The following is a 26,960-nucleotide window of genomic DNA, read 5'->3' as shown; positions in this document are numbered from 1 at the left end:
CCTAACGTAACCCGAGGGTAATAGCGCATAGTGCTATTTAATCCATTTTCGTCAGTATTGTCGATCTTATCGGACCTGTGGCTCTCCCAGCAGCAGCGCGCGGTCATGAAACTGGCCGTAGGTGTTGTTGACCACGTTTTGGCGCGTTGACTGTTCAATAAGCGTTTTCAGCTCATCCATCCGTTGCTGCAACAGACGTTTGAGCTCGGTTTCGTTGTCGAGGATCTGTTGCAGTTTATTGCGCAACATCTCCTGCAACGCCATGGACGGGCCGGCTTGCCCGGTAAAGGCGGCGGTTTTTTCCACCGCCGTCACGTAGGCGAATTCAAGCTCGACGAGCTCTTCCCAGCGCCCGGTTTGCGCCAGCGCGATCATCTGGCTGCTCAGGGTGTAAATTTGTTGATAAGCGGCTAACAGCTGCTGTTGACGTTCCATTACACGGCGTCCTGCGAAGGTTGGTAGTTGGGGCCGATCTGGCGCCAGGCGTCGGCGATGTTTTCCAGCAGTTTGACCACCTCGGCAATCGCCGCTTCGTCGTTGTGCAGATTGGCCTGCATCAGGCGACGCTTCATATAGTCGTATAACGCCGCCAGGTTTTCGGCGATCTCGCCGCCCTGCTGAGGATCGAGGCCGCTTTTCAGGCCGTTGTCGATGATGTTGATGGCTTTGGAGAGCGCCATGCCTTTGCCAGCGATATCGCCCTGGTTCATCAGGATGCGTGCGCGAAGCAGGGCGCTGAGCGCCCCGTCGAACAACATCACGATTAACTGGTGCGGGCTGGCGCTCATGGCGCCGCTTTCCAGACTGACCTGTGCATAGGCCTGAGTGCCGCTACGGTTATACATGCTGTTTTCTTTGCCTTGTTAAAGGGTTACTTGAACTGTTGAGCCAAATAGTTACTGGTGCCGTTCATTTTCGACATCATGGTATCCAGCTGAACGAACTGTTGTTTATAACGATCGATGGTGTTTTGAATGCTGGCCGTGACCGTGGTGATCTGGCTGTTCAGGCGATCGAGGTTAGTGTTGATGCTTTTGGTCGAGTTCTCGATGATGCCGCCGGATTTGATGTAGCTCTGGATCTCGTTGTGGATCTCGGTGGCCATGCCGGTGTCTTTGCCGTTACCGACGAAGAAGTTGCTGACCTGATCCGGCTTCTCATCCATCGCTTTCTTCAGCTTGGCGCTGTCGATTTCCAACTTGCCGGTTTTGGTGTTGGTGGAAATGCCGAGGTTGCCCAGGCCTTTCAACTCCGGGTTGTCCTGGGCGGCGCTCAGCGCGCTTTTGATCGACGACTGAATGCCGCGCAGGGTGTTGTCGCCCAGCAGCGGGCCGTTGGTTGGGTTTGGCGCTTCGCCGGTTTTCACCGGGGTGAACTTGGACAGCGAGTTGAAGGTGTCCAGCAGCGAGTTATAGCTGTCGACCCACTCTTTGATCTTGTCGGTGGTGCCGGCGGTGTTGGTGCTGATCACCAGGTGTTGCGGTTCATCGGTTTTGGTTTTGGTTTTCAGATCGATGGTGACGCCCTGCAGGGCATCGCTGATCGAGTTGGTGCTGCGTTTGATGGCCGTGCCGTTCACCATCAGCTCCGCGTCCTGCGGCGCGACCGTCTGCTTCATGGCGGTGGTGGTGCCGCGGGTGGCGTTGTAGTTCAGGATATCGCCCAGTTTGTCGTCATTGTCGACCTGGAGGGAGATCTTGTTGTTTTCGCCGGTGGTGGAAGAGCTGATCGCCAGCTGGTAGTCGTTGTCGCCGACGCGCATGATGCTGGCGGTGACGCCGGCCTTGGCGCCGTTGATGGCGTCGCGCATCTCAACCAGCGAGGTTTGATCGTCGCTGAGCGGGATTTTGGTTTCTTTCGGCGGGTTGCCGGCGGTGATGGTCAGAGAGCGGTTGGTGATGCCTTCTTTACCTAATTTTTCGCCCTGGTCGCTGACTTTCGCCTGAGTGGTCAGGGTTTGCGCCTGCGCCAGGTTCTTCACTTCCACCACATAGTTGCCCGGCACCGCCTTGGCGTTGGTGGTGATCTTGAAGGCGTCATGTTCGGTGGCGGTGGTGGCCTTGAAGAAGTCCTCTTTCGCCATCTCTTTGCTGAGGTTGTCGAATTTTTCCAACGCGCCCTTCAGCGTGCCGTAACCGGTCAACTGGGCTTTATAGCTGGATTGTTTGGTGGTGTAAGGGGTCAGGCGCTGTTGTTCCGCTTTAGTCAGCTTGTCCAGCAGGCCATTGAGGTCGAGTCCTGAGCCGAGACCTAATGAACTGATCGTTGCCATGGGTAATTCTCCTTGATTATGACTTTATTCGCTTTACGCGTTATCGGCCCAGTGATGAAAAAGTTTACCGAAAAAAACAAAAAACCGATGGCGCAATAGAAGAGGGAAAAACCGCGTTATTTCCGCCATTGCGGCGGACGCAAAAAAAATTAAAAAAATTCTAAAGGTTGTTAGGGGAGGGCCGATACCTGAGGGGACGGTGGTTGACGCCGTGGGCAAACAAGCCCGAACCTTTTAACTGTGTTGCGAAGAACGCAACTGACTCGTAAGGAAAGCAAACAATGGCACAAGTAATCAACACTAACAGCCTGTCTCTGATGGCGCAGAACAACCTGAACAAATCTCAGTCTTCTCTGGGCACTGCGATTGAGCGTCTGTCTTCCGGTCTGCGTATCAACAGCGCGAAAGACGATGCTGCGGGTCAGGCGATCTCCAACCGTTTCACCGCTAACATCAAAGGCCTGACTCAGGCTTCCCGTAACGCCAACGACGGTATCTCTCTGGCGCAGACCACTGAAGGCGCACTGAACGAAGTTAACGACAACCTGCAGAACATCCGTCGTCTGACCGTACAGGCGCAGAACGGTTCTAACTCCACCAGCGACCTGAAATCCATCCAGGACGAAATCACTCAGCGCATGTCGGAAATCAACCGTATCTCCGAGCAGACTGACTTCAACGGCGTGAAAGTGCTGAGCAGCGATCAGAAACTGACTATCCAGGTTGGCGCTAACGACGGTGAAACCATCGATATCGACCTGCAGAAGATCGATTCTGGCAAACTGGGTCTGACTGGTTTCGATGTAACCGAAAAAGGCACCAAAATTGGCTCTGCAATTGCCGATAAAGCCATGGTTAAAGATGACACCGGTAAAGATGTTGCTTTCGACCTGGCTGAATCTTCCAAAACTGGTGGCGCTTTAGAGAAAGCGACTCTGGTTTCCGGTAAAGACAAAGACGGTAAAGAAGGTTACTACATTCAGACTACTGATGCAGCGACTGGCGCAAAAACCTACGCTACTGCGAAAATCGACGACAAAGGCGTTGTAACCAAGGGTGCTGACGTTACTGACGTTAAAGATCCACTGGCAACCCTGGACAAAGCGCTGGCACAGGTTGACGGCCTGCGTTCTTCTCTGGGTGCGGTACAGAACCGTTTCGATTCTGTTATCAACAACCTGAACAGCACCGTGAACAACCTGTCCGCTTCTCAGTCCCGTATTCAGGATGCTGACTACGCGACCGAAGTGTCCAACATGAGCCGTGCCAACATCCTGCAACAGGCTGGCACCTCTGTTCTGGCACAGGCTAACCAGTCTACTCAGAACGTTCTGTCCCTGCTGCGTTAATCGTCTCTCCCGATTAACTGTCGCAAAGAAACCCCGCTTCGGCGGGGTTTTTTTATGCTCGCGCACCGCGCGGTTATTACATGGCGCAAATAAAGCCCGTTTTGTGCGACTGTTCAGCCGATTGGCATTTCGCCCCCTACGCATAATAGCGCTGACTCTCTTATCCGCAGGTTTAAGACATAGTGAGCGATCTGTATACCGCCGAAGGCGTGATGGACAAAAATTCTCTCTGGCTGCGCTACGTCCCGTTAGTGCGCCACGAGGCGCTGCGCCTGCAGGTCAGGTTGCCCGCCAGCGTGGAGCTTGACGACTTGCTGCAGGCCGGGGGAATCGGGTTATTGAACGCCGTTGAGCGTTATGACGCCCTACAGGGAACCGCCTTTACCACCTATGCGGTGCAGCGCATTCGCGGCGCGATGCTCGACGAGCTACGCAGCCGCGACTGGGTGCCGCGCAGCGTGCGGCGCCACGCGCGCGAGGTCGCGCAGGTGATGCGGCAACTGGAACAGCGTTATGGCCGGCCGGCGAGCGAGACGGAAGTGGCGCAGACGCTGAATATTTCGCTGGATGAGTACCGTCAAATTCTGTTGGACACCAATAACAGCCAGCTTTTCTCTTACGACGAATGGCGCGAGGAGCATGGCGAAAACGCGGAACCGATGCTGGAAGGGCATGAAGAGGCCAACCCACTGCATCACCTGTTGGAAGGCAGCCTGCGCCAGCGAGTGATCGACGCCATCGAGGCGTTGCCGGAGCGCGAAAAAATGGTGCTGACGCTGTATTACCAGGAAGAGTTGAATCTCAAAGAGATCGGCGCCGTGCTGGACGTCGGGGAATCCCGCGTCAGTCAACTGCACAGTCAGGCGATCAAACGGCTGCGTGCGCGGCTGGCGAACGATACCTGACGGCGGGCTGCCGCCCCCTCAACTCGATGACTCATGCGACAATCGGACTGCCCCTTATGCCAGGAATACTGTTGAAGAAACGGCCGCTTAGCCGTTACCTGAAAGATTACAAGCACAGCCAGACCCATTGCTCCCAGTGCGGTAAATTGTTGGACCGCATGGCGCTGGTGTTTCGCGGCAAGATAATCAATAAAGAAGCCATCGCGCGCATGGATCAGCCGATCGACGATGCGGTCTGGCAAAACGTGCAGCATGAGCTGACCGCACTGTGCCGCTTTTGCAGCGAGATTTCCTGCAACAGCCACCCGAGCTATTTCGACATCATGGCGTTCAAGCAGTATCTGTTCGAACAGACCGAGATGAGCCACAGCACCATTCGCGAGTACGTGGTGCGGCTGCGCCGGCTGGACGAAATGCTGGTGGCGCGTAATTACCCGGCAGACAAGTTCGCCAACTGCGCCAGCCATCAGCGCATTATCGACGATCTGCCTACCGCAGCGCACAACAACTACCGCATTGCGCTGCGCAAATACGATCAGTATCTCGCCTGGCAGCGCAGCTACTGAGATTTTCCCCGGCCGCTGGGCCGGGGTCTGCGGATCCCCCCGTGATAAAGGATGATTATTCAGTTCACATCTGCTAAATCTATCGGTTATCAGATGTTGATACTCGATTCCCTGGGGGGAAGTAGTGAACCTGCAACAACAACTGGCGCAATTTCCGCGTCTGGATCTGGTTGGCGTCGCCACGCCGCTGGAAAAACTGTCCCGTCTCTCCGATTATCTCGGCCGTGAAATCTACCTTAAACGTGACGATGTCACCCCTATGGCCCTGGGCGGCAACAAGCTGAGAAAGCTTGAGTTTCTGGCTGCCGATGCGCTGAGGCAAGGCGCCGATACGCTGGTTACCGCCGGCGCCATTCAATCCAATCACGTGCGCCAGACGGCGGCGGTGGCGGCGAAACTGGGCCTGCACTGTGTCGCGCTGCTGGAAAACCCTATCGATACCCGCGCGGAAAACTACCTGACCAACGGCAACCGCCTGTTGCTCGGCTTGTTCAACGCCGAAGTGGTGATGTGCGAAGCGCTGCACGATCCGCAGCAGCAACTGGCGGAGCTGGCGACGCGCCTCGAGGCGCAGGGCTTCCGGCCTTACGTGGTGCCGGTGGGCGGCTCCAATGCGCTGGGCGCGCTGGGATACGTGCAGTGCGCATTGGAAATCGCCGAACAGAGCCAACGCAGCAACGTGGCGTTCAGTTCGGTGGTGGTGGCGTCCGGCAGCGCAGGCACCCACGCCGGGCTGGCGGTGGGGCTGCAACAGCTGCTGCCTGAAACCGAGTTGATCGGCGTGACGGTCTCGCGCACCGTGATCGATCAGTTGCCGAAGGTGGAACAAATCCAGAAAGCCCTGGCCTGTTCGCTGAATATCGACGAACTGGCGCCGATCGCGCTGTGGGACGATTACTTCGCGCCGCAGTACGGCATGCCGAATGAAGAAGGCATGGCGGCGGTGCAGCTGCTGGCGCAGCAAGAGGGGGTATTGCTGGATCCGGTATATACCGGCAAAGCGATGGCCGGTTTGATCGACGGCATCGCCCAGCGGCGTTTCCGCGACGAAGGGCCCATCCTGTTCGTTCACACCGGCGGTGCGCCGGCGCTGTTCGCCTACCATCCGCAGGTGTAAATGCCGCTTGTTATTCCATTTTGAACTATATTTATAAAGTTATATTCCTTTATGCGGGCGGTCGCACTGTTAAAGTGCTGATATCAAAAAAGATAAATAACACACAGGGGTGTTTATGATGTTTGCGAAAGTTCGTCGTCAATGGTTGTTGGGCGTGGTGGGTATTGCGTTGGCCGCCGGTGTGACGACGCAAACCTACGCCGCCGATAACCTGCTGCAGCAGGTGAAACAGCGCGGCACGCTGATCGTTGGGCTGGAAGGCACCTATCCGCCGTTCAGCTTCCAGGGTGAAGACGGCAAATTGACCGGTTTCGAAGTGGATTTCGCCAACGCGCTGGCGCAACATCTGGGCGTGAAAGCCAAGCTGAACCCGACCAAGTGGGACGGCATGCTGGCGTCGCTGGAGTCAAAACGCATCGACGTGGTGATCAACCAGGTGACAATCTCCGATGAGCGCAAGAAGAAATATGACTTCTCCACCCCTTACACCGTTTCCGGCATTCAGGCGCTGGTGAAAAAGGGCAACGAAGGCACGATCACCAAGCCGGAAGACCTGAAGGGCAAGAAGGTCGGCGTTGGCCTGGGCACCAACTATGAGCAATGGCTGCGTGCGAACGTGCAGGGTGTAGACGTGCGCACTTACGACGATGATCCGACCAAGTATCAGGATCTGCGCGTCGGCCGTATCAACGCCATTCTGGTGGACCGTCTGGCGGCGCTGGATCTGGTGAAGAAAACCGGCGATACGCTGGCGGTGGCCGGCCCGGCATTCTCCCGCCAGGAGTCCGGCGTGGCGCTGCGCAAGAATAACCCAGAGCTGCTGGCCGCGATTGACCAGGCGATCGCCGAGATGCAAAAAGACGGCACGCTGGCGAAGATCTCCGAGAAATGGTTTGGCGCGGACGTAACTAAATAATGCACGAAAGTATTCAACTGGCGCTGGATTCAGCGCCATTTTTATTGAAAGGCGCCATACTGACGCTCCAGCTTAGCCTGGGCGGTATGGCGTTCGGCCTGTTGCTCGGTTTTCTGCTGGCGCTGATGCGCCTTTCGCCGCTTTGGCCGCTGTCGTGGCTGTCGCGCATTTACGTATCGCTGTTCCGCGGCACGCCGCTGATCGCCCAGCTGTTTATGATCTATTACGGTCTGCCGCAGTTCGGCGTTGAATTCGATCCCTTCCCGGCGGCGCTGATTGGCCTGTCGCTCAATACCGCCGCTTACACCTCAGAAACGCTGCGCGCGGCGATTTCGTCGATCGATAAAGGGCAGTGGGAAGCCGCCGCCAGCATCGGCATGACTCGTTGGCAAACCCTGCGCCGGGTGATCCTGCCGCAGGCGGCGCGCACCGCCTTGCCGCCGCTGGGCAACAGTTTTATCGGCCTGGTGAAAGACACTTCGCTGGCCGCCACCATTCAGGTGCCGGAACTGTTCCGCCAGGCGCAGCTGATCACCTCGCGCACGCTGGAAGTGTTCACCATGTACCTGGCGGCATCGCTGATTTACTGGGTGATGGCGACCCTGCTTTCCGCACTGCAAAACCGTCTGGAAGCCCACGTTAATCGCCAGGATCAGGAGTAGCGCATGAGTGCCATTGAAGTTAAGCAATTGACCAAGCAGTTCAAAGGTCAGACGGTGCTGCATGGGATCGATCTGGCGGTGGACGCCGGCGAAGTGGTGGCGATCATCGGGCCGAGCGGTTCCGGGAAAACCACCTTGTTGCGCTGCATCAACCTGCTGGAGGAGCCGGATTCCGGCACCATCCGCGTCGGCGATATCCGGATCGACGGCAGCAAGCCGCTGAGCAAACAGAAAAATCAGGTGCGCGCGCTGCGTCAGCAGGTCGGTTTCGTGTTCCAGAACTTCAACCTGTTTCCGCACCGTTCGGTGCTGGAAAACATCATTGAAGGGCCGGTTATCGTTAAAGGCGAGGCGAAAGCCAGCGCCGAACAGCGTGCTCGCGCGTTGCTGGCCAAAGTGGGCCTGAGCGGTAAAGAGGCGGCTTATCCGCGTCGGCTGTCCGGCGGGCAGCAGCAGCGGGTGGCTATCGCGCGCGCGCTGGCGATGCAGCCGGAGGTGATTTTGTTCGACGAGCCGACGTCGGCGCTCGATCCCGAGCTGGTGGGGGAAGTGCTCAATACCATGCGCTCACTGGCGGAAGAGAAACGCACCATGGTGATCGTCACCCATGAGATGAGCTTCGCTCGCGACGTGGCCGATCGGGTTATCTTTATGGATCACGGCCGCATCGTCGAACAGGGCCCGGCCAAAGCGCTGTTCGCCAATCCGCAGCATCAGCGCACCCAGCAATTCCTCGACAAGTTCCGGAATCAATAAGGCGGCGGGGGCGTTTCCCCCGACCGCATTCACTCCGCTTTCAACCATTCGTTTCGCGCGGCGGCGGCGAGAAATCCGCTGCGGCTGCCGTATCCCGGATATTGCCGAACCCGAAAGTCAATGTGTCTCGTAGCGCTCTGACGCGGCTTTCAAGCAGAGTAATCCGTCTATGTTGTTATCGTCCATGAGCGATGCCCCACCCTGTAAGGATAACAAGGCGCTAACGGCCGATCGGCCTGCGGACAATAAAAAACCCTGCACGAGGCAGGGTTTGCGTAGCGGTAAGCCCATCAGGCTGCAACGCGTGCAGCCTTGAGGATGCGTTAACCGATGGTCATCAGGCTGGCGTTACCGCCGGCGGCGGCGGTGTTGACGCTCAGGGAACGTTCGATCAGCAGGCGTTCCAACAGGATGTTGGTTTCACCGTGGGCGAAGCCCTGTACCGAGACGATGGCGCCGCCGCGCTGGGCGATCTGCTCGCACAGGGTGCGCAGCTGGTCGGCATCGCCGTGGTAGATGGCGGCGTCGAACTCGACCTTGTCCTGCTGCCAGTCTTTGCTGAAGGCGATGCGCGCCTGCACATCGTTCGGCAAGCGGCGGAACAGATTGCGTTGCAGTTCCGCTTCCGGCCACAGCGCGCAGCTGCCAACCGCCAGCACGGCGGCCAGCTGGATCAGCGCGTCGGTTTCGTTATCCGCCAGGCACAGCACGCGTTCACGCGGCAACAGGGCATAGGTATTGCGCTCGCCGGTTGGGCCCGGCAGCGGGCGTACGGTGCCGCCCTGGCCCAGTTCCGCATAGCGCTGCGCCAATGCCGCCAGTTCGCCTTGTTGGCTGGTGACCGCCCATTTCTCCAGCGATTGCAGCGCGCCTAACAGCTGCGGCCGCGCGGTGGCTTCCATCGGGCGCTCGTCGTCCTGACGGTGCAGCGTACGCTGCAGCGCGTCGTCCGGACGGTTGGCCAGCAGACGGTACAGATACAGCGGACCGCCGGCTTTCGGGCCGGTGCCCGACAGGCCTTCGCCGCCGAACGGCTGTACGCCGACCACCGCGCCGACCATGTTGCGGTTGACGTACAGGTTGCCGACCTTGGCGCGTTCGGTCACCCGGGCGATGGTTTCATCGATACGGGTGTGAATGCCCAGCGTCAGGCCATAACCGGCGGCGTTGATCTGATCGACCAGCGCGTCCAGATTGTTGCGCTGGAAGCGCACCACGTGCAGCACCGGGCCGAAGATCTCTTTCTGCAGCTCGTCGAAGCTGTCGAGCTCGATCAGCGTCGGTTTGATGAAGGTGCCGCGCGCCCACTCTTTCTCATCCTGCGCGCTGCCTTTGGCGGCCTGGTACACCTTGCGGCCTTTGGCGCGCATCGCCTGGATGTGGCGTTCGATGCCGGTTTTGGCTTCGGCGTCGATCACCGGGCCCACGTCGGTGGACAGGCGTTCCGGGTTGCCCATGCGGCATTCGGCCATCGCGCCGCGCAGCATTTGCAGCGTGTGCTCGGCCACGTCTTCCTGAATGCACAGGATACGCAGCGCGGAGCAACGCTGCCCGGCGCTGTCGAAGGCGGAGGCCACCACGTCGGTCACCACCTGTTCGGTCAGGGCGGAGGAGTCGACGATCATGGCGTTCAGGCCGCCGGTTTCGGCGATCAGCGGCGTCGGACGGCCTTGCGGATCCAGACGACCGGCGATGCTGCGCTGGAGAATGCCGGCGACGTCGGTGGAGCCGGTAAACATCACGCCGCGGACGCGGGCGTCGTTAACCAGCGTTGAGCCGACGGTTTCACCCTGGCCCGGCAGCAGCTGCAGCACGCCTTGCGGAATGCCGGCTTCCAGCAGGATACGCACCGCCTGCGCGGCCACCAGCGGCGTTTGCTCGGCCGGTTTGGCCAGCACGCTGTTGCCCGCCGCCAGCGCGGCGGCGATTTGGCCGGTGAAGATCGCCAGCGGGAAGTTCCACGGGCTGATACAGACCACCGGGCCCAGCGGGCGATGGCTGTCGTTGGCGAAATCGTCGCGTACCTGGCCGGCGTAGTAGTGCAGGAAATCGACCGCTTCACGCACTTCGGCGATGGCGTTGTTGAAGGTTTTACCCGCTTCGCGCACCAGAATGCCCAGCAGGCTTTGCAGCTGGCTTTCCATCAGCTCGGCGGCGCGTTCGAGGATCGCGGCGCGCTCCGTCGGCGGTGTGGCGAACCAGATTGGGCCGGCGGCCGCGGCGGCGTCGAGCGCGCGGCTGACTTCGCCTTCGGTGGCTTCACGCACGTAGCCGACCACATCGCCCGGCTCGGCCGGGTTAATCACCGGCTGTTCGACGCCCTGATCCAACTCGGCGTCGATGATCGGTTCCGCGCGCCATGGATGGCTGGCGCTGGTGAGCAGGGCGCTGGACAGCGAAGCCAGACGCTGTTCGTTGGACAGATCCAGACCGCTGGAGTTGGTGCGCTTCTCGCCGTACAGCTCGCGCGGCAGCGGGATGCGCGGATGCGGCAGGCCAATTTGACCTTCGCTGGCCGCCAGCGCTTCCACGGCGCTGACCGGATCGGCCACCAGCTCGTCGAGTGGCAGGGTGGCGTCGGCGATGCGGTTGACGAACGAGGTATTGGCGCCGTTTTCCAGCAGGCGGCGCACCAGGTAAGCCAGCAGCGTTTCATGGGTGCCGACCGGCGCGTAGATGCGGCAAGGGCGGTTCAGTTTGCCGTCGGCCACTTTGCCCACCACCTGTTCGTACAGCGGTTCACCCATGCCGTGCAGGCACTGGAACTCATACTGACCAGGGTAGTAGTTGTTGCCGGCCAGGTGATAAATGGCGCTCAGCGTATGGGCGTTGTGGGTCGCGAACTGCGGATAGATAAGGTTCGGCACCGACAGCAGCTTGCGGGCGCAGGCCAGATAGGAAACGTCGGTGTACACCTTGCGGGTGTATACCGGGTAGCCTTCCAGGCCGTCCATCTGGGCGCGTTTGATTTCGCTGTCCCAGTAGGCGCCTTTCACCAGACGGATCATCAGGCGACGGCGGCTGCGTTGCGCCATGTCGATCACAGCGTCGATGGCGAACGGACAGCGTTTCTGGTAGGCCTGAATCACGAAGCCGATGCCGTTCCAGCCGGCCAACTGCGGTTCGAAGCACAGCTTCTCGAGCAGATCGAGCGAGATCTCCAGACGGTCGGCCTCTTCGGCGTCGATATTGATGCCGATATCGTACTGGCGTGCCTGCAGGGTCAGCGACAGCAGGCGCGGGTAAAGCTCTTCCATCACGCGTTCGTACTGCGCGCGGCTGTAGCGCGGGTGCAGGGCGGACAGCTTGATGGAGATGCCGGGGCCTTCATAGATGCCGCGGCCGTTGGAGGCTTTGCCGATGGCGTGGATAGCCTGCTGATAGGAAACCAGGTAGGCCTGGGCGTCGGCTTCGGTCAGGGCGGCTTCCCCCAGCATGTCGTAGGAGTAGCGGAAGCCTTTTTCTTCCAGCTTGCGCGCGTTGGCCAGCGCCTCGGCGATGGTTTCGCCGGTCACGAACTGTTCGCCCATCAGGCGCATCGCCATGTCCACGCCTTTGCGGATCAGCGGCTCGCCGCTCTTGCTGATAATGCGGTTCAGCGAGCGGGACAGATTGGCTTCGTTATGGGTCGACACCAGCTTGCCGGTGAACAGCAGGCCCCAGGTGGCGGCGTTGACGAACAGCGACGGGCTGCGCCCCAGGTGCGAGTGCCAGTTGCCGTTGCTGATCTTGTCGCGGATCAGGGCATCGCGGGTCGGTTTGTCCGGAATGCGCAGCAGCGCTTCCGCGAGGCACATCAGCGCCACGCCTTCCTGCGAGGAGAGGGAGAACTCTTGCAGCAGGCCTTGCACCATGCCGGCGCGGCCGTTTGCACTTTTTTGGTTACGCAACTTCTCGGCGATGCCGTAGGCCATTTTGTGAGTAGCCTGTGCAAGATCGGCGGGTAATCGCGCCTGTTCGAGCAACATCGGCACCGCTTCGGTCTCCGGGCGGCGATACGCGGCGGTGATGGCGGCGCGGGTCACCGACTGCGGCAGAATTTGTTCGGCGAAATCGAGGAATGGCTGGTGTGACTCTTCCTGCGCTTGCGGCATAATGTCGTCCGCTTCAGGCTGACCCGCTGCGGCCAGCGCTGGAATTTCAGGAATATCGGTACCGCTCTCGAGACGCTCGAGGTAATTAAAGATGGCCTGCTTGATGAGCCAGTGCGGCGTGCGATCGATGCGCTGCGCGGCGCTCTTGATCCGGTCGCGTGTTGCCTCGTCGAGTTTCACGCCCATTGTGGTAGTGCCCATGCCTGTCCAACTCCTGTGTTTAGAACCTATCCCATCAGGCTAGACAAACAGCAGGCCGGAAAGCCTGTTGGGATAGGTTCGTGAGATGTGTGGTGTCAAGAATGCAGACAATATCCTGCATGTTGCAACTTTGTGCAACCTTGTTAAATCAGGCGGATGAGCGAAGTGTGAGTTTCATCGATTTTTTAACACGGGCAGTTGGCACGAATGTTGCGTTATTGAGCGAACGCGGCGGGGTTAATGATGCCGCAGGCGCTTTACCTTGCGGTATATAAGGGTAATAGCAGGGTGCAACTCATTTTGCTTGTCGTGAGTGCAACCTTTGAGCCCGGTAAATGTGACGCAGGGTAAACTTTGTGTAACTTTGTTGTTAAATATCTTGTTGGTTGATGAAAGGCTCATCTAGGATAACCGACGGTCAACAATTACGGGCAGAAACTATTTTACCTGCACTTGCTCGCAGGCTGCGCCACGTTCCGGCGCGGCGGCCAGTGAAATGCATTGCGCGTGGGTTTACCGGCGCCGGCTTGGCCGGAGCGAAACGCGAATAATAATGAAAGTGGAGAATTAAATGACAATGAGCACACCTATGCTGGTGACCTTCCTGGTATACATTTTCGGGATGGTGCTGATCGGCCTGCTTGCCTACCGGGCAACCAATAACTTTGATGACTATATTCTCGGCGGCCGCAGTCTGGGCAGCGTGGTGACCGCGCTGTCCGCCGGCGCTTCCGACATGAGCGGCTGGCTGCTGATGGGCCTGCCGGGCGCCATCTTCCTCTCCGGCATCTCCGAAAGTTGGATCGCCATCGGCCTGACCATCGGCGCTTACCTGAACTGGAAGCTGGTGGCAGGAAGGCTGCGCGTGCATACCGAAGCCAACAACAATGCCCTGACGCTGCCGGATTATTTCACCAGCCGTTTTGAAGACAACAGCAAGCTGCTGCGGGTGATCTCGGCCATCGTCATCCTGGTGTTCTTCACCATTTACTGCGCCTCCGGCATCGTGGCCGGCGCGCGTCTGTTCGAAAGCACTTTCGGCATGAGCTACGAAACCGCCCTGTGGGCCGGCGCTGCGGCGACCATCCTGTATACCTTCATCGGCGGTTTCCTGGCGGTGAGCTGGACCGACACCGTGCAGGCCAGCCTGATGATTTTCGCGCTGATCCTGACCCCGGTGATCGTGATCTTCGCCGTCGGCGGCATCGATACCTCGATGCTGGTGATCCAGGCGCAGAACCCGGCCAACCTCGACATGCTGAAGGGGCTGAACTTCGTCGCCATCCTGTCGCTGCTGGGTTGGGGCCTGGGCTACTTCGGCCAGCCGCACATCCTGGCGCGTTTCATGGCGGCGGATTCTCACCGCACCATCCGCAGCGCGCGCCGCATCAGCATGACCTGGATGATCCTGTGCCTGGCCGGCACCATCGCCGTCGGTTTCTTCGGTATCGCTTACTTTGCCAATAACCCGGATCAGGCCGGCAACGTGTCGCAAAACGGCGAGCGCGTGTTCATCGAACTGGCGATGCTGCTGTTCAACCCATGGGTGGCGGGCGTGCTGCTGTCGGCGATTTTGGCGGCGGTTATGAGTACCCTGAGCTGCCAACTGCTGGTCTGTTCCAGCGCAATCACCGAAGACCTGTACAAAGCGTTCCTGCGCAAAGGCGCCAGCCAGCGTGAACTGGTGTGGGTCGGCCGCGTCATGGTGCTGGTGGTGGCGTTGGTCGCCATCGCGCTGGCGGCCAACCCGGAGAACCGCGTGCTGGGCCTGGTGAGCTACGCCTGGGCCGGTTTCGGCGCCGCCTTCGGCCCGGTAGTGCTGATCTCGGTGATGTGGTCGCGCATGACCCGCAACGGCGCGCTGGCCGGCATGTTGGTCGGCGCGGTGACGGTGATCGTCTGGAAACAGTACGAATGGCTGGGCCTGTACGAAATCATCCCGGGCTTCATCCTGGGCTGTCTGGCCATTGTGGTGGTGAGCCTGATGGGCCGCCAGCCGTCTTCCACCATGACCGAACGTTTCGATCAGGCGGAAGCCGAGTACAAAACGGTATAACGCCGTTCACTGTCAGTCAGCAAGGGGCGCTCAGAGCGCCCCTTCTTTTTGCCTGTTCGCCACTGTCATTCAGCTGTAACACCTGGCGACATTTGATTAGAAAAAATCACGCTTGCGCCTCTTGTATTTCTTTTTGGCAGAATGATAATCACTCTCGTTGTATTTTACGTTTCTTTACATACTCGCCGCGGCTCATTGCGAGCCGGTTTTCTCTGCCGCCGCGGTCTTTTCAGGGGTGATTAGTTATGTTCGTTCCCTTTCTTATCATGTTCCGTGAGGGGCTGGAGGCCGCGCTGATCGTCAGCCTGATCGCCAGCTACCTGAAGCGCACGCAGCGCAGCCAATGGCTGGGCGCGGTGTGGATCGGCGTGATTGTCGCGGCGGCGCTGTGTCTGGCGCTCGGCATCTTCATCAATGAGACCACCGGCGAGTTCCCGCAGAAACAGCAGGAGCTGTTCGAAGGCATCGTGGCGGTGGTGGCGGTGCTGATCCTCACCTATATGGTGTTCTGGATGCGCAAAGTCTCCAGGTCGGTCAAGGTACATCTGGAAGGGGCGATCGATCAGGCGCTCAGCGCCGGTAAAGGGCAGGGGTGGGCGCTGGTGGCGATGGTGTTCTTCGCCGTCGCTCGCGAAGGGTTGGAGTCGGTATTCTTCCTGCTGGCGGCGTTTCAGCAAGACGTGGGCGCCGCAGCGCCGATCGGTGCGGTGCTCGGCCTGGTCGCCGCCATTGTGCTGGGCATGATGATTTACTGGGGCGGGGTGAAGCTGCATCTGGCCAAATTCTTCAAATGGACCAGCCTGTTCATTCTGTTCGTCGCCGCAGGCCTGGCCGCCGGGGCGATCCGCGCCTTCCACGAAGCCGGTCTGTGGAACCATTTCCAGGACATCGCCTTCGATTTCAGCAGCACCCTGTCGACCCATTCGCTGTTTGGCACCCTGCTGGAAGGCATTCTCGGTTATCAGGAAGCGCCGACGGTCAGCGAAGTGGCGGTCTACTTCCTGTATCTGATCCCGGCGCTGATTTTCTTCTTTCTGCCGCAGCGCGCGGAGCCGGCAGCGGCCCCGGCGCAACGTAAAATCAATCATTAATGTTTAATAGGGAATCTCGTATGTCTACTCCGTTATTTCGCCGCAAGGCGTTGCACGCAGCATTACTGGCTATCCCGGCGTTTGCGCTGAGCATCAACGCGTTGGCGGCGGACGTGCCGCAGGTCAAAGTCACGGTCAACGACAAGCAGTGCGACCCGATGCAGCTGACGGTGCCGGCCGGCAAAACGCAGTTTGTGGTGCATAACACCAGCCAGAAAAACGTCGAATGGGAAATCCTGAAAGGGGTGATGGTGGTGGAAGAGCGCGAAAACATCGCGCCGGGCTTCACCCAGAAAATGACCGCCACGCTGGAAGCGGGCGAATACGACATGACCTGCGGGCTGCTGAGCAACCCGAAAGGCAAACTGACTGTCACCGCAGCGGCCAACGGCGCGACCGACGGCAAACCGAACGCGCTGGATCTGGTTGGCCCGATCGCCGAATACAAAGTCTACGTCATCAAAGAAGTCGATGGGCTGGTGAAACAAACCAAGCTGTTCACCGACGCGGTGAAGGCCGGCAACGTGGAGCAAGCGCGCAAGCTGTATGCGCCGACCCGCCAGCACTATGAGCGCATCGAGCCGATCGCCGAGCTGTTCTCCGATCTGGACGGCAGCATCGACGCCCGCGAAGACGACTACGAGAAGAAATCTGCGGATCCGAACTTCACCGGTTTCCACCGTCTGGAGAAGGCGTTGTTTGCCGACAACTCAACCAAAGACATGGGTAAATATGCCGATCGTCTGTATCACGACACCGTAGAACTGCAAAAGCGCGTGAGTGAACTGACCTTCCCGCCGAGCAAAGTGGTGGGCGGCGCGGCCGGGCTGATCGAAGAGGTGGCGGCCAGCAAGATCAGCGGTGAAGAAGACCGCTACAGCCGCACCGATTTGTGGGATTTCCAGGCCAACGTCGACGGCGCGCAGAAGATAGTCAACCTGCTGCGTCCTTTGCTGGTCAAGGCCAATAAGCCGCTGCTGGACAAGATCGACGCCAACTTCAAAACCGTGGACACCATCTTGGCGAAGTACCAAACCAAAGACGGCTATGAGTCCTATGAGAAGCTGACCGATGCCGATCGCAATGCGTTGAAAGGGCCGATCACCACGTTGGCGGAAGATCTTTCCCAACTGCGCGGCGTATTGGGTCTGGACTGAGGCATACGGTTATGAGCAACAAGGCAGGCCCGAATAACGGGCCGCATCCGCACTCTCAGGGAGCGGCGTCGCCTTCGCGGCGCCGTTTGCTGCAAGGGCTGGGGCTGGGCGCGCTGGCGTTGGGCGGCAGCCGCCTGGCGCAGGCGGCGGGTAACGCGGCGGAGCCGTTGGCGACGCCGCAGGATGAGCGCTGGCAGAAACAGCCGTTTTATGGCCGCCATCAGGCCGGCGTGCTGACGCCGCAACAGGCGGCGATGATGCTGGTGGCGTTCGATGTGCTGGCGACCAGCAAAGCGGATCTGGAGCGCCTGTTCCGGCTGCTGACCGATCGCATCGCCTTCCTGACCCACGGCGGCAAGGCGCCGGAGGTGGACGCCAAGCTGCCGCCGCTCGATTCCGGCATCATGGGGCCGGAGATTTACCCGGACAACCTGACCATCACCGTCTCGGTCGGCGCATCGCTGTTTGATGAACGTTTTGGTCTGCAGGCGCACAAACCGCTGCGGTTGCAGAAGATGACGCGCTTCCCCAACGATGCGCTGGACGCCGCGCTTTGCCACGGCGACCTGCTGCTGCAGATCTGCGCCAACACCAACGAAACCGCTCTCCACGCGCTGCGCGACATCATTAAGCATTCGCCGGATCTGCTCAGCGTGCGCTGGAAGCGGGAAGGGTTCATCTCCGCGCACGCGGCGCGCAGCAAAGGCAAAGAGACGCCGATCAACCTGTTGGGGTTCAAAGACGGCACCGCTAACCCGAAAACCGACGACAAGCCGCTGATGGATAAAGTGGTGTGGGTCGGCGACAGCGTCGGTGAACCGGCGTGGACGGCGGGCGGCAGCTATCAGGCGGCGCGTATTATTCGTTTCCGCGTCGAGTTTTGGGATCGCACGCCGCTGCAGGAGCAGGAAACCATTTTCGGCCGCGAGAAGCACAGCGGCGCGCCGCTGGGCATGAAGCATGAACATGACGAGCCGAATTACGCGAACGATCCCGACGGCAAGGTGATCCCGATGGACGCGCACATTCGCTTGGCTAACCCACGCACGCCGGAAAGCCAAAGCAATCTGATGCTGCGACGCGGCTACAGCTATTCACTGGGGGTATCCAATGCCGGCCAGCTGGAAATGGGGCTGCTGTTCGTCTGCTATCAGGCCGATCTGGAGAAAGGTTTCCTGACGGTGCAAAAAAGGCTGAACGGCGAAGCGCTGGAGGAATACATCAAGCCGATTGGCGGCGGGTATTTCTTCGTGCTGCCGGGCGTGAAAGAACGCGGCGATTATTTGGCCAGCGGCCTGCTCAAGGCCTGAACCCGCAATGACGAGGCGGGCTCGCCTGCCTCGTTTTACGTTGACTTGCCTATTGTGCGGGACATTAAGCGACGGAGTTCAATTCAATCCGTCGCCTGCGGATTAAAAAATCTGAAGGGCACGCCGACTTTTGGTTGTGCAAAATTTAATCAAGAAACCAAAGTGTCATTCGCGGTTTTTAATTGTAATTCGTTGAAACTTATATGTTAAAAATTTTTATGGAATGACGTGTCGCGCGTGATATAGTGTTTTAGCGATAACTAAAAACCAAACATATAAAATTTTTTTACATTTTAGTAACGCGACAGGATTGAATGTCATTATACTGTAATCATCTGGCGGTAGTTTTCACACGGTGCACAGCTTGAAGCTGTAAATATCACTGCGGGGATCGCTAATGGTAAAGTCCTTGGTTGGGCTGGAAAGAAAAAATAACACATCTCCCCTGATTTCTCGTTGTAACGAGGGTTCTCTCTCCGACTCTCTTTTACCGGCAACTCCGCACTCTTATCGCTACCGAATCTCACCACTTTTTACTCCACGTTTATTGATGCAGTCCGCGTTGTCCCGTGAAGCAACGGCGCTTAAACGTTGCCGTCAATTCACATTGTCCCTTGGCTCTTATTGGCTCGGAGGAGGCCAAAACCTAATACGTGTGTGAAACATAATCGCACGGCCTGGCCGTTGCGGTAGGTGAAACAAACTGTAAGGTGCCACTATGGGTAGACAGAAAGCAGTGATCAAAGCACGTCGTGAAGCGAAACGCGTTATTCGTCGTGACGCTCGTAGTCATCGCCAGCTGGAAGAAGAGTCTGTGACCTCGCTGGTGCAAATGGGGGGAGTCGAGTCTATCGGCATGGCGCGAGACAAGCGCGATAGCTCACCCATCGAGGCTAGAACCGAAGCTCAGGGTCATTACTTATCAGCCATAGAGAATAAGCAGCTGATCTTCGCCACCGGCGAAGCCGGCTGTGGCAAAACATTCATCAGCGCCGCCAAGGCGGCGGAGGCGCTGATCCATAAAGAGGTGGATCGGATTATCGTTACCCGTCCTGTTTTGCAGGCGGATGAAGACCTCGGTTTCTTGCCGGGGGATATCTCCGAGAAGTTCGCCCCTTATTTCCGCCCGGTGTATGACATTCTGGTACGTCGTTTAGGATCTTCCTTTATGCAGTACTGCCTGCGCCCGGAAATCGGCAAGGTAGAGATTGCGCCGTTCGCTTATATGCGCGGACGCACCTTCGAAAATGCGGTCGTTATCCTGGATGAAGCCCAGAACGTGACCGCCAGCCAGATGAAAATGTTCCTGACCCGCCTGGGGGAAAACGTGACGGTTATCGTTAACGGCGACGTGACCCAGTGCGACCTGCCGCGCGGCGTGAAATCCGGTCTCAGCGATGCCCTGGAGCGCTTCGAAGAGGACGAGATGATCGGCGTTATCCGCTTTGAAAAACAGGACTGCGTGCGCTCCGCTTTGTGCCAGCGCACGCTAAACGCTTACAGTTAACCTATCCGCTAATGGAAAGGCCGCTTCGGCGGCCTTTTTTATCGCCCCCCATTTCCCCTCTCGTTTAACCTTTGTGTAAATTATTGTGGTTTTCTGTATAGATTTTCGTTGAGTTAGCGTTAATGATTAATGGGTTCCAGATTGGCGCGCAGTTTGCCTGCGCCGCCAAAAGGACATTTTCTGGGGTGTGCGCCGCGCGGCGCATTGAGTGTGGGTTCCTTGCTGCGATTCAAACATGAAATATATCATTCTGATTTTGCTTATTTTATGCGTCGTCTATGTGCATTACCGCGGACGGGTGCGCTACAACGTTTGGCGGCAGCTGTCTGACCATTCCACCTTTACCGCACCGCTGAACGTCTTCATGTATCTGTTTTCTCGTGTGCCGACTACGCCGTACCTGAAGCCGGAGCAGTTCCCTGAGCTGGCGGTACTGCGGGAGAACTGGGAAACCATCCGCGACGAAGGACAGAAGCTGATGGAGATCCAGCAGATCAAAGCGTCCGATCAATTCAACGATGCCGGTTTCAACTCGTTCTTCAAGACCGGTTGGAAGCGCTTTTATCTGAAATGGTATGAAGACAGCCATCCTTCCGCCATGACCCTGTGTCCGCAGACCACGGAACTGCTGCGCAGCCTGCCTTCGGTCAAGGCGGCGATGTTCGCCGAACTGCCGGACGGCAGCCGTTTGCCGCGCCACCGCGATCCTTACGCCGGTTCGCTGCGTTATCACCTGGGGTTGATTACCCCCAACGATGACCGCTGCTTCATTGAGGTGGACGGTGAGCGCTACAGCTGGCGCGACGGTGAAGGGGTGATGTTCGATGAAACCTATCTGCACTACGCGGAAAACCAGAGCGGGCAGAATCGTCTGATCCTGTTCTGCGACATCGAACGGCCGATGCGCTACCGCTGGGCGCAGGCGGTGAATCACTGGCTGGGGCGCAACCTGATGAGCGCCGCCACGGCGCCGAATGAAGAGGGCGATCGCACCGGCGGCGTCAACAAGATGTTCAAATATATCTATGCGATACGCCGGGTGGGAAAACGCCTGAAGGCCTGGAACCGCACCGGTTATTACATCATCAAGTGGATTTTGTTCGGGGGGATCGCCGCGGCGATATTCTTCTCGGTATAACGAAGGCAGGGGCGCACAGAGTGCGCCCCTTTTTGATCAGGCGAAGATAGTCATCATGTAGGCGGCGAACAGCGCCAGGTGGGCGGTGCCGTTCAGCACGTTGGTGCGGCCGGTTGAGAACGACAGCTGGCACAGCAGCAACACCGTCAACATCACCACGATATGCGGCGTTTGCAGGCCGAAGATCAGCGTCTGCCCGGTCAGAGTAGCGATGATGGTCACCGCCGGCACCGTCAGGGAGATGGTCGCCAGCACCGAACCGAAGAACAGGTTCATGGCGCGTTGCACCTGATTGTTCAACACGGCGCGCAGCGCGCCCAGGCCTTCCGGCGACAGGATCAACAGCGCCACCAGGAAACCGGTGAACTGCGCCGGTGCATTCATCTTGGTTAGCAGGCCTTCCAGCGGATTGGCGTTGAACTTGGTGACGGCGATAACCGCGATCAGGTGCACGATGAGCCAGGCGGCGTGCCAGGCGCTGCTGTGGGAAGAGGGTTTGCCGTGGTGCGGGTCGCCATCGTCGTCTTCATGCTCGTACACGAACAGGCTCTGGTGGGTTTTGGTCTGGATCACCAGGAACACGCCATACATGGCGGCGGAGATCAACGCCACCAGCAGCGCTTGCCCGGTGCTGAAGTTGCCGCCTGGCAGCGCGCTCGGGAACACCAGCACGATCACCGCCAGCGGGAAAATCGCCATCAGATACTGTTTGATGCCGCCCAGGTTGACGTACTGGGTGGCGAACTTGCGCCCGCCGAGCAGCAGCGCAAAGCCGACCAGGCCGGCGGAAACGATCATGATGATGGAGTACAGCGTGTCGCGCATCAGCGCCGGCGCGGCGTCGCCGGTGGCCATCAGCGCGGAAATCAGGCTGACTTCGAGGATCACGACGGACAAACTGAGGATCAGCGAGCCGTAGGGTTCGCCCAATCGGTGAGCCAGCACGTCGGCGTGGCGCACCACGCTGAAGGCGCTGCTGAGGATCCCCACCAGCGCGAGAATATTGATGCCGACGATCAGCAGAAAGTTATCGGTGCTGCCCCATAGATTTAACACCACCAGCGCGGCGATAGGGAAGATCAGCGAGTATTCGGTGTGGCGAGATTTGGTGGATCGGCCAGGATCGTGTTGCGACTTCATGAGGGTGGCACTCCTTCTCAAACAGCGTAGCCCGTCAGCGCCGGTCGCCGTGATACGGCAACGTTGCGTTTCCAGTAGGTATTTTATATTAGGATACACCCGCGGCGCCGGTGTGATGTTGTTTTATCTGAGAAAGCAATTGCTTGCTTATGTGATCAGGGTAACAAAAAAACCGCACGGGGTGCGGTTTTATTTACTTACTTTTACGCAATAACGCCAATTTTTAGCGTTAGATTTGAGAAAAGTCGTGTTTACTTGTTTAGCTCGTGGTTAATCAAGGAAAATGAGACCGTCAGTCGTCAATGTTGTCCATGATTTCATGCCGTTTATTGTGGTAACCCTCTTCATTTAGCCCCTCACGCCAGTAAGGCACGGCATAAAGACGATTACGATCGCATTGACGTTCGCGACGCAGGTAGCGGCGCAGCTCTACCACCAGGCGATCTTCACCGGCGAGCCAGAAGTGGCTTTCGCCCTGCGGCAGGGACTGCGCGCGGAACCGAGCGACCAACTCGTCGGTCTTCTCCGTGCCGCCGACGACCCAATTGACCTCAACGTCGGCGGGTTTCTTCAGGTCAATGACGTCAGCGTTGCTGTCGACGCGGACGAAAGCGCGTCCGGCACTGTGTGGCGGCAGGTTTTCCAGCAGTGCGGCCAGCGCAGGCAGTGAGGAAGGATCGCCCGCCAGGCAGTAGAAGTCGGCGGCCGGCAGCATCGGCTTGGGGCCGCCCGGGTTGCTGATGCCGATTTTATCACCGGCTTTCGCCTGGCGTGCAAAGTCCACCGCCGGGCCCTGATGATCATGAATGGCGAACTCGATGTCCACTTCCGCCAGTTCCGGACGCACGGCGCGGATGGAATAGGTGCGCACGATCGGGCGCACGGCGTCCGCAGCCCAACGCGGGCCGTTTTCGGTCAGCGTCGGCAGGTCCGGCTGCGTCTGGCCGGCGAGCGGCAAAAAGACTTTGATGTGTGCAGCGGCGGCATTGGCCGGGTAGTAACGCAGATCGGGAGCGGTAAAGGTAATGCGGCGCAGGTGCGGCGTCATGTCCTGTACGCGGCTGACGGCGATCAGGTAGGGGGCGCGTGAGCGAGGGGCTTCGGTAGTCACGGGATTCTCCTTATAGTTCGTTTGGCGGTGAGTATAACATGTCGTTTGATAATGAGAATTGTTTGCTAATTGAGACGAAACCGCATGTGGGCTAGGCTTAAGGTTCACTCATCCTGAAAGGGGAGGCCATATGCCCTACCACAGCACGAACGACTTGCCGGACAACGTTAAGCATGTGCTGCCGGAACATGCGCAGGCGATCTATAAAGAAGCGTTCAACAGCGCCTGGCAACAATACCGGGATCCCGATGAGCGGCGCGGTGACGACAGCCGGGAAGAGACGGCGCATAAGGTGGCCTGGGCGGCGGTCAAGCAAAGCTATCGCAAGGGCGACGACGAACGCTGGCATAAAAAGTAACGAATTATCACGCAGTAAAATCGCGCAGACATTATGTGGAGCCCGGCAATTAATATTATTGCTGCTCAGTACAAATACTTTTTCACTTTAACGCCGCTTTGTAACTTGATTGCACGTCAGGAAAAGAATAAGGTCATTCTTATAAGGCGCGGTGATTGAATTAATAAAAATCCGCAGCCGAAAATAAAACATCAAAGGTTCAGCAGTGGCGAGGGAAGGCGAGAAATCGTATTCCCGGGAGGTAATATCAGTGTTAACGCGAGATTTTCTGCAAAAAGCGGATTGCAAAACTGCATTCGGCGCTATTGAGGAGTCGTTGTTGCTGACGCCTGAACAGCGTGCAGCCTCGTTGGATTGCACCTTATCGCGCCGACCGGATCACAGCCCCGTATGGATATTCGGTTACGGTTCGCTGATGTGGAATCCAGTTTTCGAATCGGAAGAAGTGCGGCCGGCCACGCTGCAGGGCTGGCACCGGGCGTTCTGCATGCGCTTGACCGCCGGGCGCGGCACGCTGCATCAGCCGGGGCGCATGCTGGCGTTAAAAGCCGGCGGCCACACCACGGGCCTGGCGTTTCGTTTGCCGGAAAGCAAGTTGCGTGAAGAGTTGGAGCTGCTTTGGAAGCGCGAAATGGTGACCGATTGCTACGTGCCCACCTGGTGCGAGCTGCAGTTGGATGGCGGCGAGAAGGTTACTGCGTTGGTGTTCGTGATGAACCCGCAGCATCCGCTGTTTGAAGAAGACACCAGCTACCAGGTGATTGCGCCATTGATCGCCAGCGCCAGCGGCCCGCTGGGCACCAACGCGCAATATCTGTTTGCGCTGGATAACGAGTTGAAGCACCACGGCATGCAGGATGATTGCATCGGCGATCTGGTGCGCTGTGTACAGCAGTGGCTGCAGCAGAACCGCACCGGCGGCATCGGCAGCGAGGCCACCGCCTGAGGCTGCTGCGGGAATACGAACGGTGAGGGGCTCAGCATGCTGAGCCCTTTTTTATATCTAATGCCTATATTTAATAACTTAATTTCCACAGTGATTTAAGGCATGCTTTTATTGTGGTTATCTATCCCGTTATTTTTAAAGTCATTAGCTGTTTTTTGTCAGTTTCCCACCCCACCTGCGAAGCAGAATGATCGACTTAGTATTAAATTGCATAAGTAAAGGTTATTTCTTATTTGTTCAGACTCGTCGGACTCCGTATCAATATGGCTAACGCTACTGGAAGAAACAGGGAGACGGGGATGAACTTTCAACAATTAAAAATTATTCGTGAATCGGCGCGCTGCAACTACAACCTGACTGAGGTCGCCAATACGTTATTTACCTCGCAGTCCGGCGTCAGTCGGCATATTCGCGAGCTGGAAGAAGAGCTGGGCATTGAAATATTCATTCGCCGCGGCAAACGGCTGCTGGGCATGACCGAACCCGGCAAAGAGCTGTTGGTGGTGGCGGAGCGCATTCTCAACGACGCCAACAACATCCGTCGCCTGGCGGACGTTTTCAGCAGCAACGACTCGGGGCAGCTGCATATCGCAACGACGCACACTCAGGCGCGTTACAGTCTGCCGGGGGTGATCAAAGAGTTTCGCGCGCTTTATCCGCGGGTGCGGGTGGTGCTCAATCAGGGCAGCCCTGAGGAGATCGTCTCGATGTTGGCCGCCGGAGAAGCCGATATCGGCATCGCCAGCGAACGGCTGATGAGTGACGAATCGCTGGCGGCGTTCCCTTACTACCGCTGGCATCACACCATCCTGGTGCCGGAAGGGCATGAGTTGACGCGTCAGCCGCAGGTGACGCTGGAGATGCTCAGCACCTTGCCGCTGATCACTTACCGCCAGGGCATTACCGGGCGCGCGAAGCTGGATGCGGCGTTCAAAGCGGCGGGCCTGACCCCGGACATCGCGCTCAGCGCGCAGGACTCCGACGTGATTAAAACCTACGTCGAGCTGGGGTTAGGCGTGGGCGTGCTGGCGGACATGTCGTATGAAAAAGAGCGCGATCGCGGCTTGGTCAGTCTCAACGCCGAGCATTTGTTTGAGCCTAATACGGTATGGCTGGGCCTGAAACGCAGCCAGCTGCAGCGCAACTATGCCTGGCGCTTTATCCAACTGTGCAACCCGACGCTGTCGCTGACCGAAATAAAGGACAAGGTCTTCTCGTCGCAGCTGGACGCGGTGATTGATTACCAGATTTAACAGCGCGTCATTGCCCTGCCGGACCGGATTGCTTGCGGGCTAATGCGGGATCAGTCGTCGGTACGTTCGATCAGATGACGTTTACTTTTTCTGAACGGGCCGATGGCTTCCCATTCCGGGAGTTCTTCGGGGGGGCGAGGGTTGGCCATCTCCCAGCGATGGTACTGACGTAGAATCTCTATGGCGATGCGTTTTTGCTCTTGAATGGAGAGCGTCGGGTCGGTCAGATCCTTATTTTTCATTTTTGCTTCCTTTTTGCGCGTTATTTGTACGCACCTTATCACATTTGGCACCGTATTTTTCCAGCGATTGTATGTACTTTTTCAGTGCGTTGAAGCTGGTTTTACATGTCATGGTACCGGGTATCACTTCAAAGGCGGCCTGACGGGTATACAGCGCCAACACGCGGTGATTAATGGCGTGGCTGATCAGCATGTCCGGCGGAGACGCCGGCGTCAGCCCCTGCTCTTGCAGGTTCAGGCCATACAGATACAGAGCCTGCAAGCAGTTGCGCAGCATATTGCCTTTCAGTGGATGTTGCGTTTCGCGCAAGGAGAAATTCTCCAGCGCGACAAGTTCGATAACGTTCTCGGCCTGGAGATAACGGCACAGACAAAAGCCTGCACGGCTCAGCGGGCTGGTTATTCGCCGGTAGACAAAAGCGAAACTTATGGGCATTTGGGCATGATATTTAAAGAGAGAGCGCCAATTTAACGTATGGCCGTTTTTTCTGCCTTTTTGCCAGCGCCGGTCTTGTACCGTCAGACGAGTCATAAAGAGATCCGACTCAAGCAGCACGCTGTTCATATCTGCCAATGTTTGCTCTATCGCTCTCTCATGCCGGAGTGAGAAGCCATTTTCTGATGGATGGTTTTCCATTTGCCCGTCCTTTGGGTGACCGAGCTCACGTTAATCACCCGATGAAACAGACTCAAACCTCGACTTTCATCGCTGCGAATCGCGCCGCAAAGACAATGGGCAATTGCTGCGAGGTGCCGCGAGAGTGCGATCGGCCGCGCAATCCTTGCTCTAATAATCAAAACCCCATCTATATA

Annotated in this window: 24 protein-coding genes and 1 pseudogene; 16 read left to right on the top strand and 9 right to left on the bottom strand. The window is 58.0% G+C overall.

The window, feature by feature from the left end:
• Positions 1–66: 66 nt before the first annotated feature.
• The 3 genes from fliT to fliD are packed head-to-tail and all read right to left on the bottom strand — an operon-like array spanning position 67 to position 2,272.
• A complete protein-coding gene (gene fliT, locus ACUTQY_RS02295; RefSeq protein ID WP_033643504.1) occupies positions 67–435 on the bottom strand; it encodes a flagella biosynthesis regulatory protein FliT in 369 nt (122 codons plus the stop codon).
• Positions 435–845: a flagellar export chaperone FliS gene (fliS, locus tag ACUTQY_RS02290; RefSeq protein ID WP_004934758.1), complete on the bottom strand. Its 411-nt coding sequence runs from the start codon at positions 843–845 to the stop codon at positions 435–437. Before fliS ends, fliT begins: the two co-directional genes overlap by 1 nt.
• A gap of 26 nt (positions 846–871) precedes the next feature.
• Positions 872–2,272, bottom strand: a complete 1,401-nt coding sequence (fliD, locus tag ACUTQY_RS02285; protein ID WP_033643503.1) for a flagellar filament capping protein FliD — start codon at positions 2,270–2,272, stop codon at positions 872–874.
• A gap of 281 nt (positions 2,273–2,553) precedes the next feature.
• Here fliD and ACUTQY_RS02280 point away from each other — a divergent pair, with 281 nt between their 5' ends.
• From ACUTQY_RS02280 to tcyN, 7 genes are all read left to right on the top strand, one after another.
• Complete coding sequence (locus tag ACUTQY_RS02280; protein ID WP_033643502.1) at positions 2,554–3,621, top strand: flagellin FliC; 1,068 nt, start codon at positions 2,554–2,556, stop codon at positions 3,619–3,621.
• Positions 3,622–3,803: 182 nt separating this feature from the next.
• Positions 3,804–4,526, top strand: coding sequence for an RNA polymerase sigma factor FliA (locus ACUTQY_RS02275; RefSeq protein WP_004934752.1), 723 nt, complete (start codon positions 3,804–3,806; stop codon positions 4,524–4,526).
• Between the two features lie 56 nt (positions 4,527–4,582).
• Positions 4,583–5,092 (top strand): flagella biosynthesis regulatory protein FliZ, encoded by a 510-nt coding sequence (gene fliZ / locus ACUTQY_RS02270; protein WP_033643501.1) that lies wholly within the window; start codon positions 4,583–4,585, stop codon positions 5,090–5,092.
• A 124-nt stretch (positions 5,093–5,216) separates the two neighbouring features.
• Positions 5,217–6,209, top strand: coding sequence for a D-cysteine desulfhydrase (locus tag ACUTQY_RS02265; protein ID WP_033643500.1), 993 nt, complete (start codon positions 5,217–5,219; stop codon positions 6,207–6,209).
• A gap of 115 nt (positions 6,210–6,324) precedes the next feature.
• Positions 6,325–7,125, top strand: coding sequence for a cystine ABC transporter substrate-binding protein (tcyJ, locus tag ACUTQY_RS02260; protein WP_033650878.1), 801 nt, complete (start codon positions 6,325–6,327; stop codon positions 7,123–7,125).
• Positions 7,125–7,787, top strand: a complete 663-nt coding sequence (gene tcyL, locus ACUTQY_RS02255; protein WP_033643498.1) for a cystine ABC transporter permease — start codon at positions 7,125–7,127, stop codon at positions 7,785–7,787. Before tcyJ ends, tcyL begins: the two co-directional genes overlap by 1 nt.
• A 3-nt stretch (positions 7,788–7,790) precedes the next feature.
• Positions 7,791–8,543, top strand: a complete 753-nt coding sequence (gene tcyN / locus ACUTQY_RS02250; protein WP_033643496.1) for an L-cystine ABC transporter ATP-binding protein TcyN — start codon at positions 7,791–7,793, stop codon at positions 8,541–8,543.
• Positions 8,544–8,572: 29 nt separating this feature from the next.
• Here tcyN and ACUTQY_RS02245 read toward each other — a convergent pair.
• Together ACUTQY_RS02245 and putA are read right to left on the bottom strand one after the other, a co-directional pair.
• Positions 8,573–8,665 (bottom strand): annotated as a pseudogene (locus tag ACUTQY_RS02245) (type II toxin-antitoxin system HicB family antitoxin); the annotation flags it as partial.
• Positions 8,666–8,866: 201 nt separating this feature from the next.
• Positions 8,867–12,838 carry a trifunctional transcriptional regulator/proline dehydrogenase/L-glutamate gamma-semialdehyde dehydrogenase gene (putA, locus tag ACUTQY_RS02240; RefSeq protein ID WP_046687292.1) on the bottom strand — a complete coding sequence of 1,324 codons (3,972 nt, stop codon included), beginning with the start codon at positions 12,836–12,838 and terminating at the stop codon, positions 8,867–8,869.
• Positions 12,839–13,409: 571 nt separating this feature from the next.
• Here putA and putP point away from each other — a divergent pair.
• From putP to lpxO, 6 genes are all read left to right on the top strand, one after another.
• Positions 13,410–14,894 (top strand): sodium/proline symporter PutP, encoded by a 1,485-nt coding sequence (putP, locus tag ACUTQY_RS02235; RefSeq protein WP_033643494.1) that lies wholly within the window; start codon positions 13,410–13,412, stop codon positions 14,892–14,894.
• Positions 14,895–15,139: 245 nt separating this feature from the next.
• Positions 15,140–15,985 carry an iron uptake transporter permease EfeU gene (efeU, locus tag ACUTQY_RS02230; protein WP_033643493.1) on the top strand — a complete coding sequence of 282 codons (846 nt, stop codon included), beginning with the start codon at positions 15,140–15,142 and terminating at the stop codon, positions 15,983–15,985.
• A 20-nt stretch (positions 15,986–16,005) separates the two neighbouring features.
• Positions 16,006–17,142, top strand: a complete 1,137-nt coding sequence (gene efeO, locus ACUTQY_RS02225) for an iron uptake system protein EfeO (RefSeq protein ID WP_046687291.1) — start codon at positions 16,006–16,008, stop codon at positions 17,140–17,142.
• Between the two features lie 11 nt (positions 17,143–17,153).
• Complete coding sequence (gene efeB, locus ACUTQY_RS02220) at positions 17,154–18,452, top strand: iron uptake transporter deferrochelatase/peroxidase subunit (RefSeq protein ID WP_042784800.1); 1,299 nt, start codon at positions 17,154–17,156, stop codon at positions 18,450–18,452.
• Positions 18,453–19,170: 718 nt separating this feature from the next.
• Entirely contained in the window at positions 19,171–19,959 is a 789-nt protein-coding gene (gene phoH, locus ACUTQY_RS02215) for a phosphate starvation-inducible protein PhoH (RefSeq protein ID WP_015378226.1), read from the top strand.
• A gap of 235 nt (positions 19,960–20,194) precedes the next feature.
• A complete protein-coding gene (lpxO, locus tag ACUTQY_RS02210; protein ID WP_025303230.1) occupies positions 20,195–21,097 on the top strand; it encodes a lipid A hydroxylase LpxO in 903 nt (300 codons plus the stop codon).
• 36 nt (positions 21,098–21,133) lie between these two features.
• Here lpxO and chaA read toward each other — a convergent pair whose 3' ends face one another.
• A complete protein-coding gene (chaA, locus tag ACUTQY_RS02205; protein ID WP_046687290.1) occupies positions 21,134–22,237 on the bottom strand; it encodes a sodium-potassium/proton antiporter ChaA in 1,104 nt (367 codons plus the stop codon).
• A 292-nt stretch (positions 22,238–22,529) separates the two neighbouring features.
• Positions 22,530–23,348: a siderophore-interacting protein gene (locus ACUTQY_RS02200; protein WP_033643460.1), complete on the bottom strand. Its 819-nt coding sequence runs from the start codon at positions 23,346–23,348 to the stop codon at positions 22,530–22,532.
• Positions 23,349–23,478: 130 nt separating this feature from the next.
• On the opposite strand from ACUTQY_RS02200, the gene chaB reads away from it, so the two are divergent.
• The 3 genes from chaB (at position 23,479) to cbl (ending at position 25,905) form a co-directional block, all read left to right on the top strand.
• Positions 23,479–23,706, top strand: coding sequence for a putative cation transport regulator ChaB (gene chaB / locus ACUTQY_RS02195; protein ID WP_033643458.1), 228 nt, complete (start codon positions 23,479–23,481; stop codon positions 23,704–23,706).
• Between the two features lie 250 nt (positions 23,707–23,956).
• A complete protein-coding gene (locus ACUTQY_RS02190) occupies positions 23,957–24,652 on the top strand; it encodes a gamma-glutamylcyclotransferase (RefSeq protein ID WP_033643457.1) in 696 nt (231 codons plus the stop codon).
• A gap of 299 nt (positions 24,653–24,951) precedes the next feature.
• On the top strand, positions 24,952–25,905 hold the full coding sequence (gene cbl, locus ACUTQY_RS02185; RefSeq protein WP_033634950.1) for an HTH-type transcriptional regulator Cbl: 954 nt from the start codon (positions 24,952–24,954) through the stop codon (positions 25,903–25,905).
• A 50-nt stretch (positions 25,906–25,955) separates the two neighbouring features.
• Here the strand turns inward: cbl and ACUTQY_RS02180 are convergent, their stop codons facing one another.
• On the bottom strand, positions 25,956–26,147 hold the full coding sequence (locus tag ACUTQY_RS02180) for a hypothetical protein (RefSeq protein WP_033643456.1): 192 nt from the start codon (positions 26,145–26,147) through the stop codon (positions 25,956–25,958).
• Positions 26,137–26,784 (bottom strand): hypothetical protein, encoded by a 648-nt coding sequence (locus tag ACUTQY_RS02175; protein ID WP_033643455.1) that lies wholly within the window; start codon positions 26,782–26,784, stop codon positions 26,137–26,139. The genes ACUTQY_RS02180 and ACUTQY_RS02175 overlap by 11 nt, the downstream gene beginning before the upstream one ends.
• Between the last annotated feature and the right edge of the window lie 176 nt (positions 26,785–26,960).

This window comes from Serratia sp. TSA_130.1 (assembly GCF_052691795.1).
This window is presented reverse-complemented; position numbering and strand designations above follow the sequence as displayed.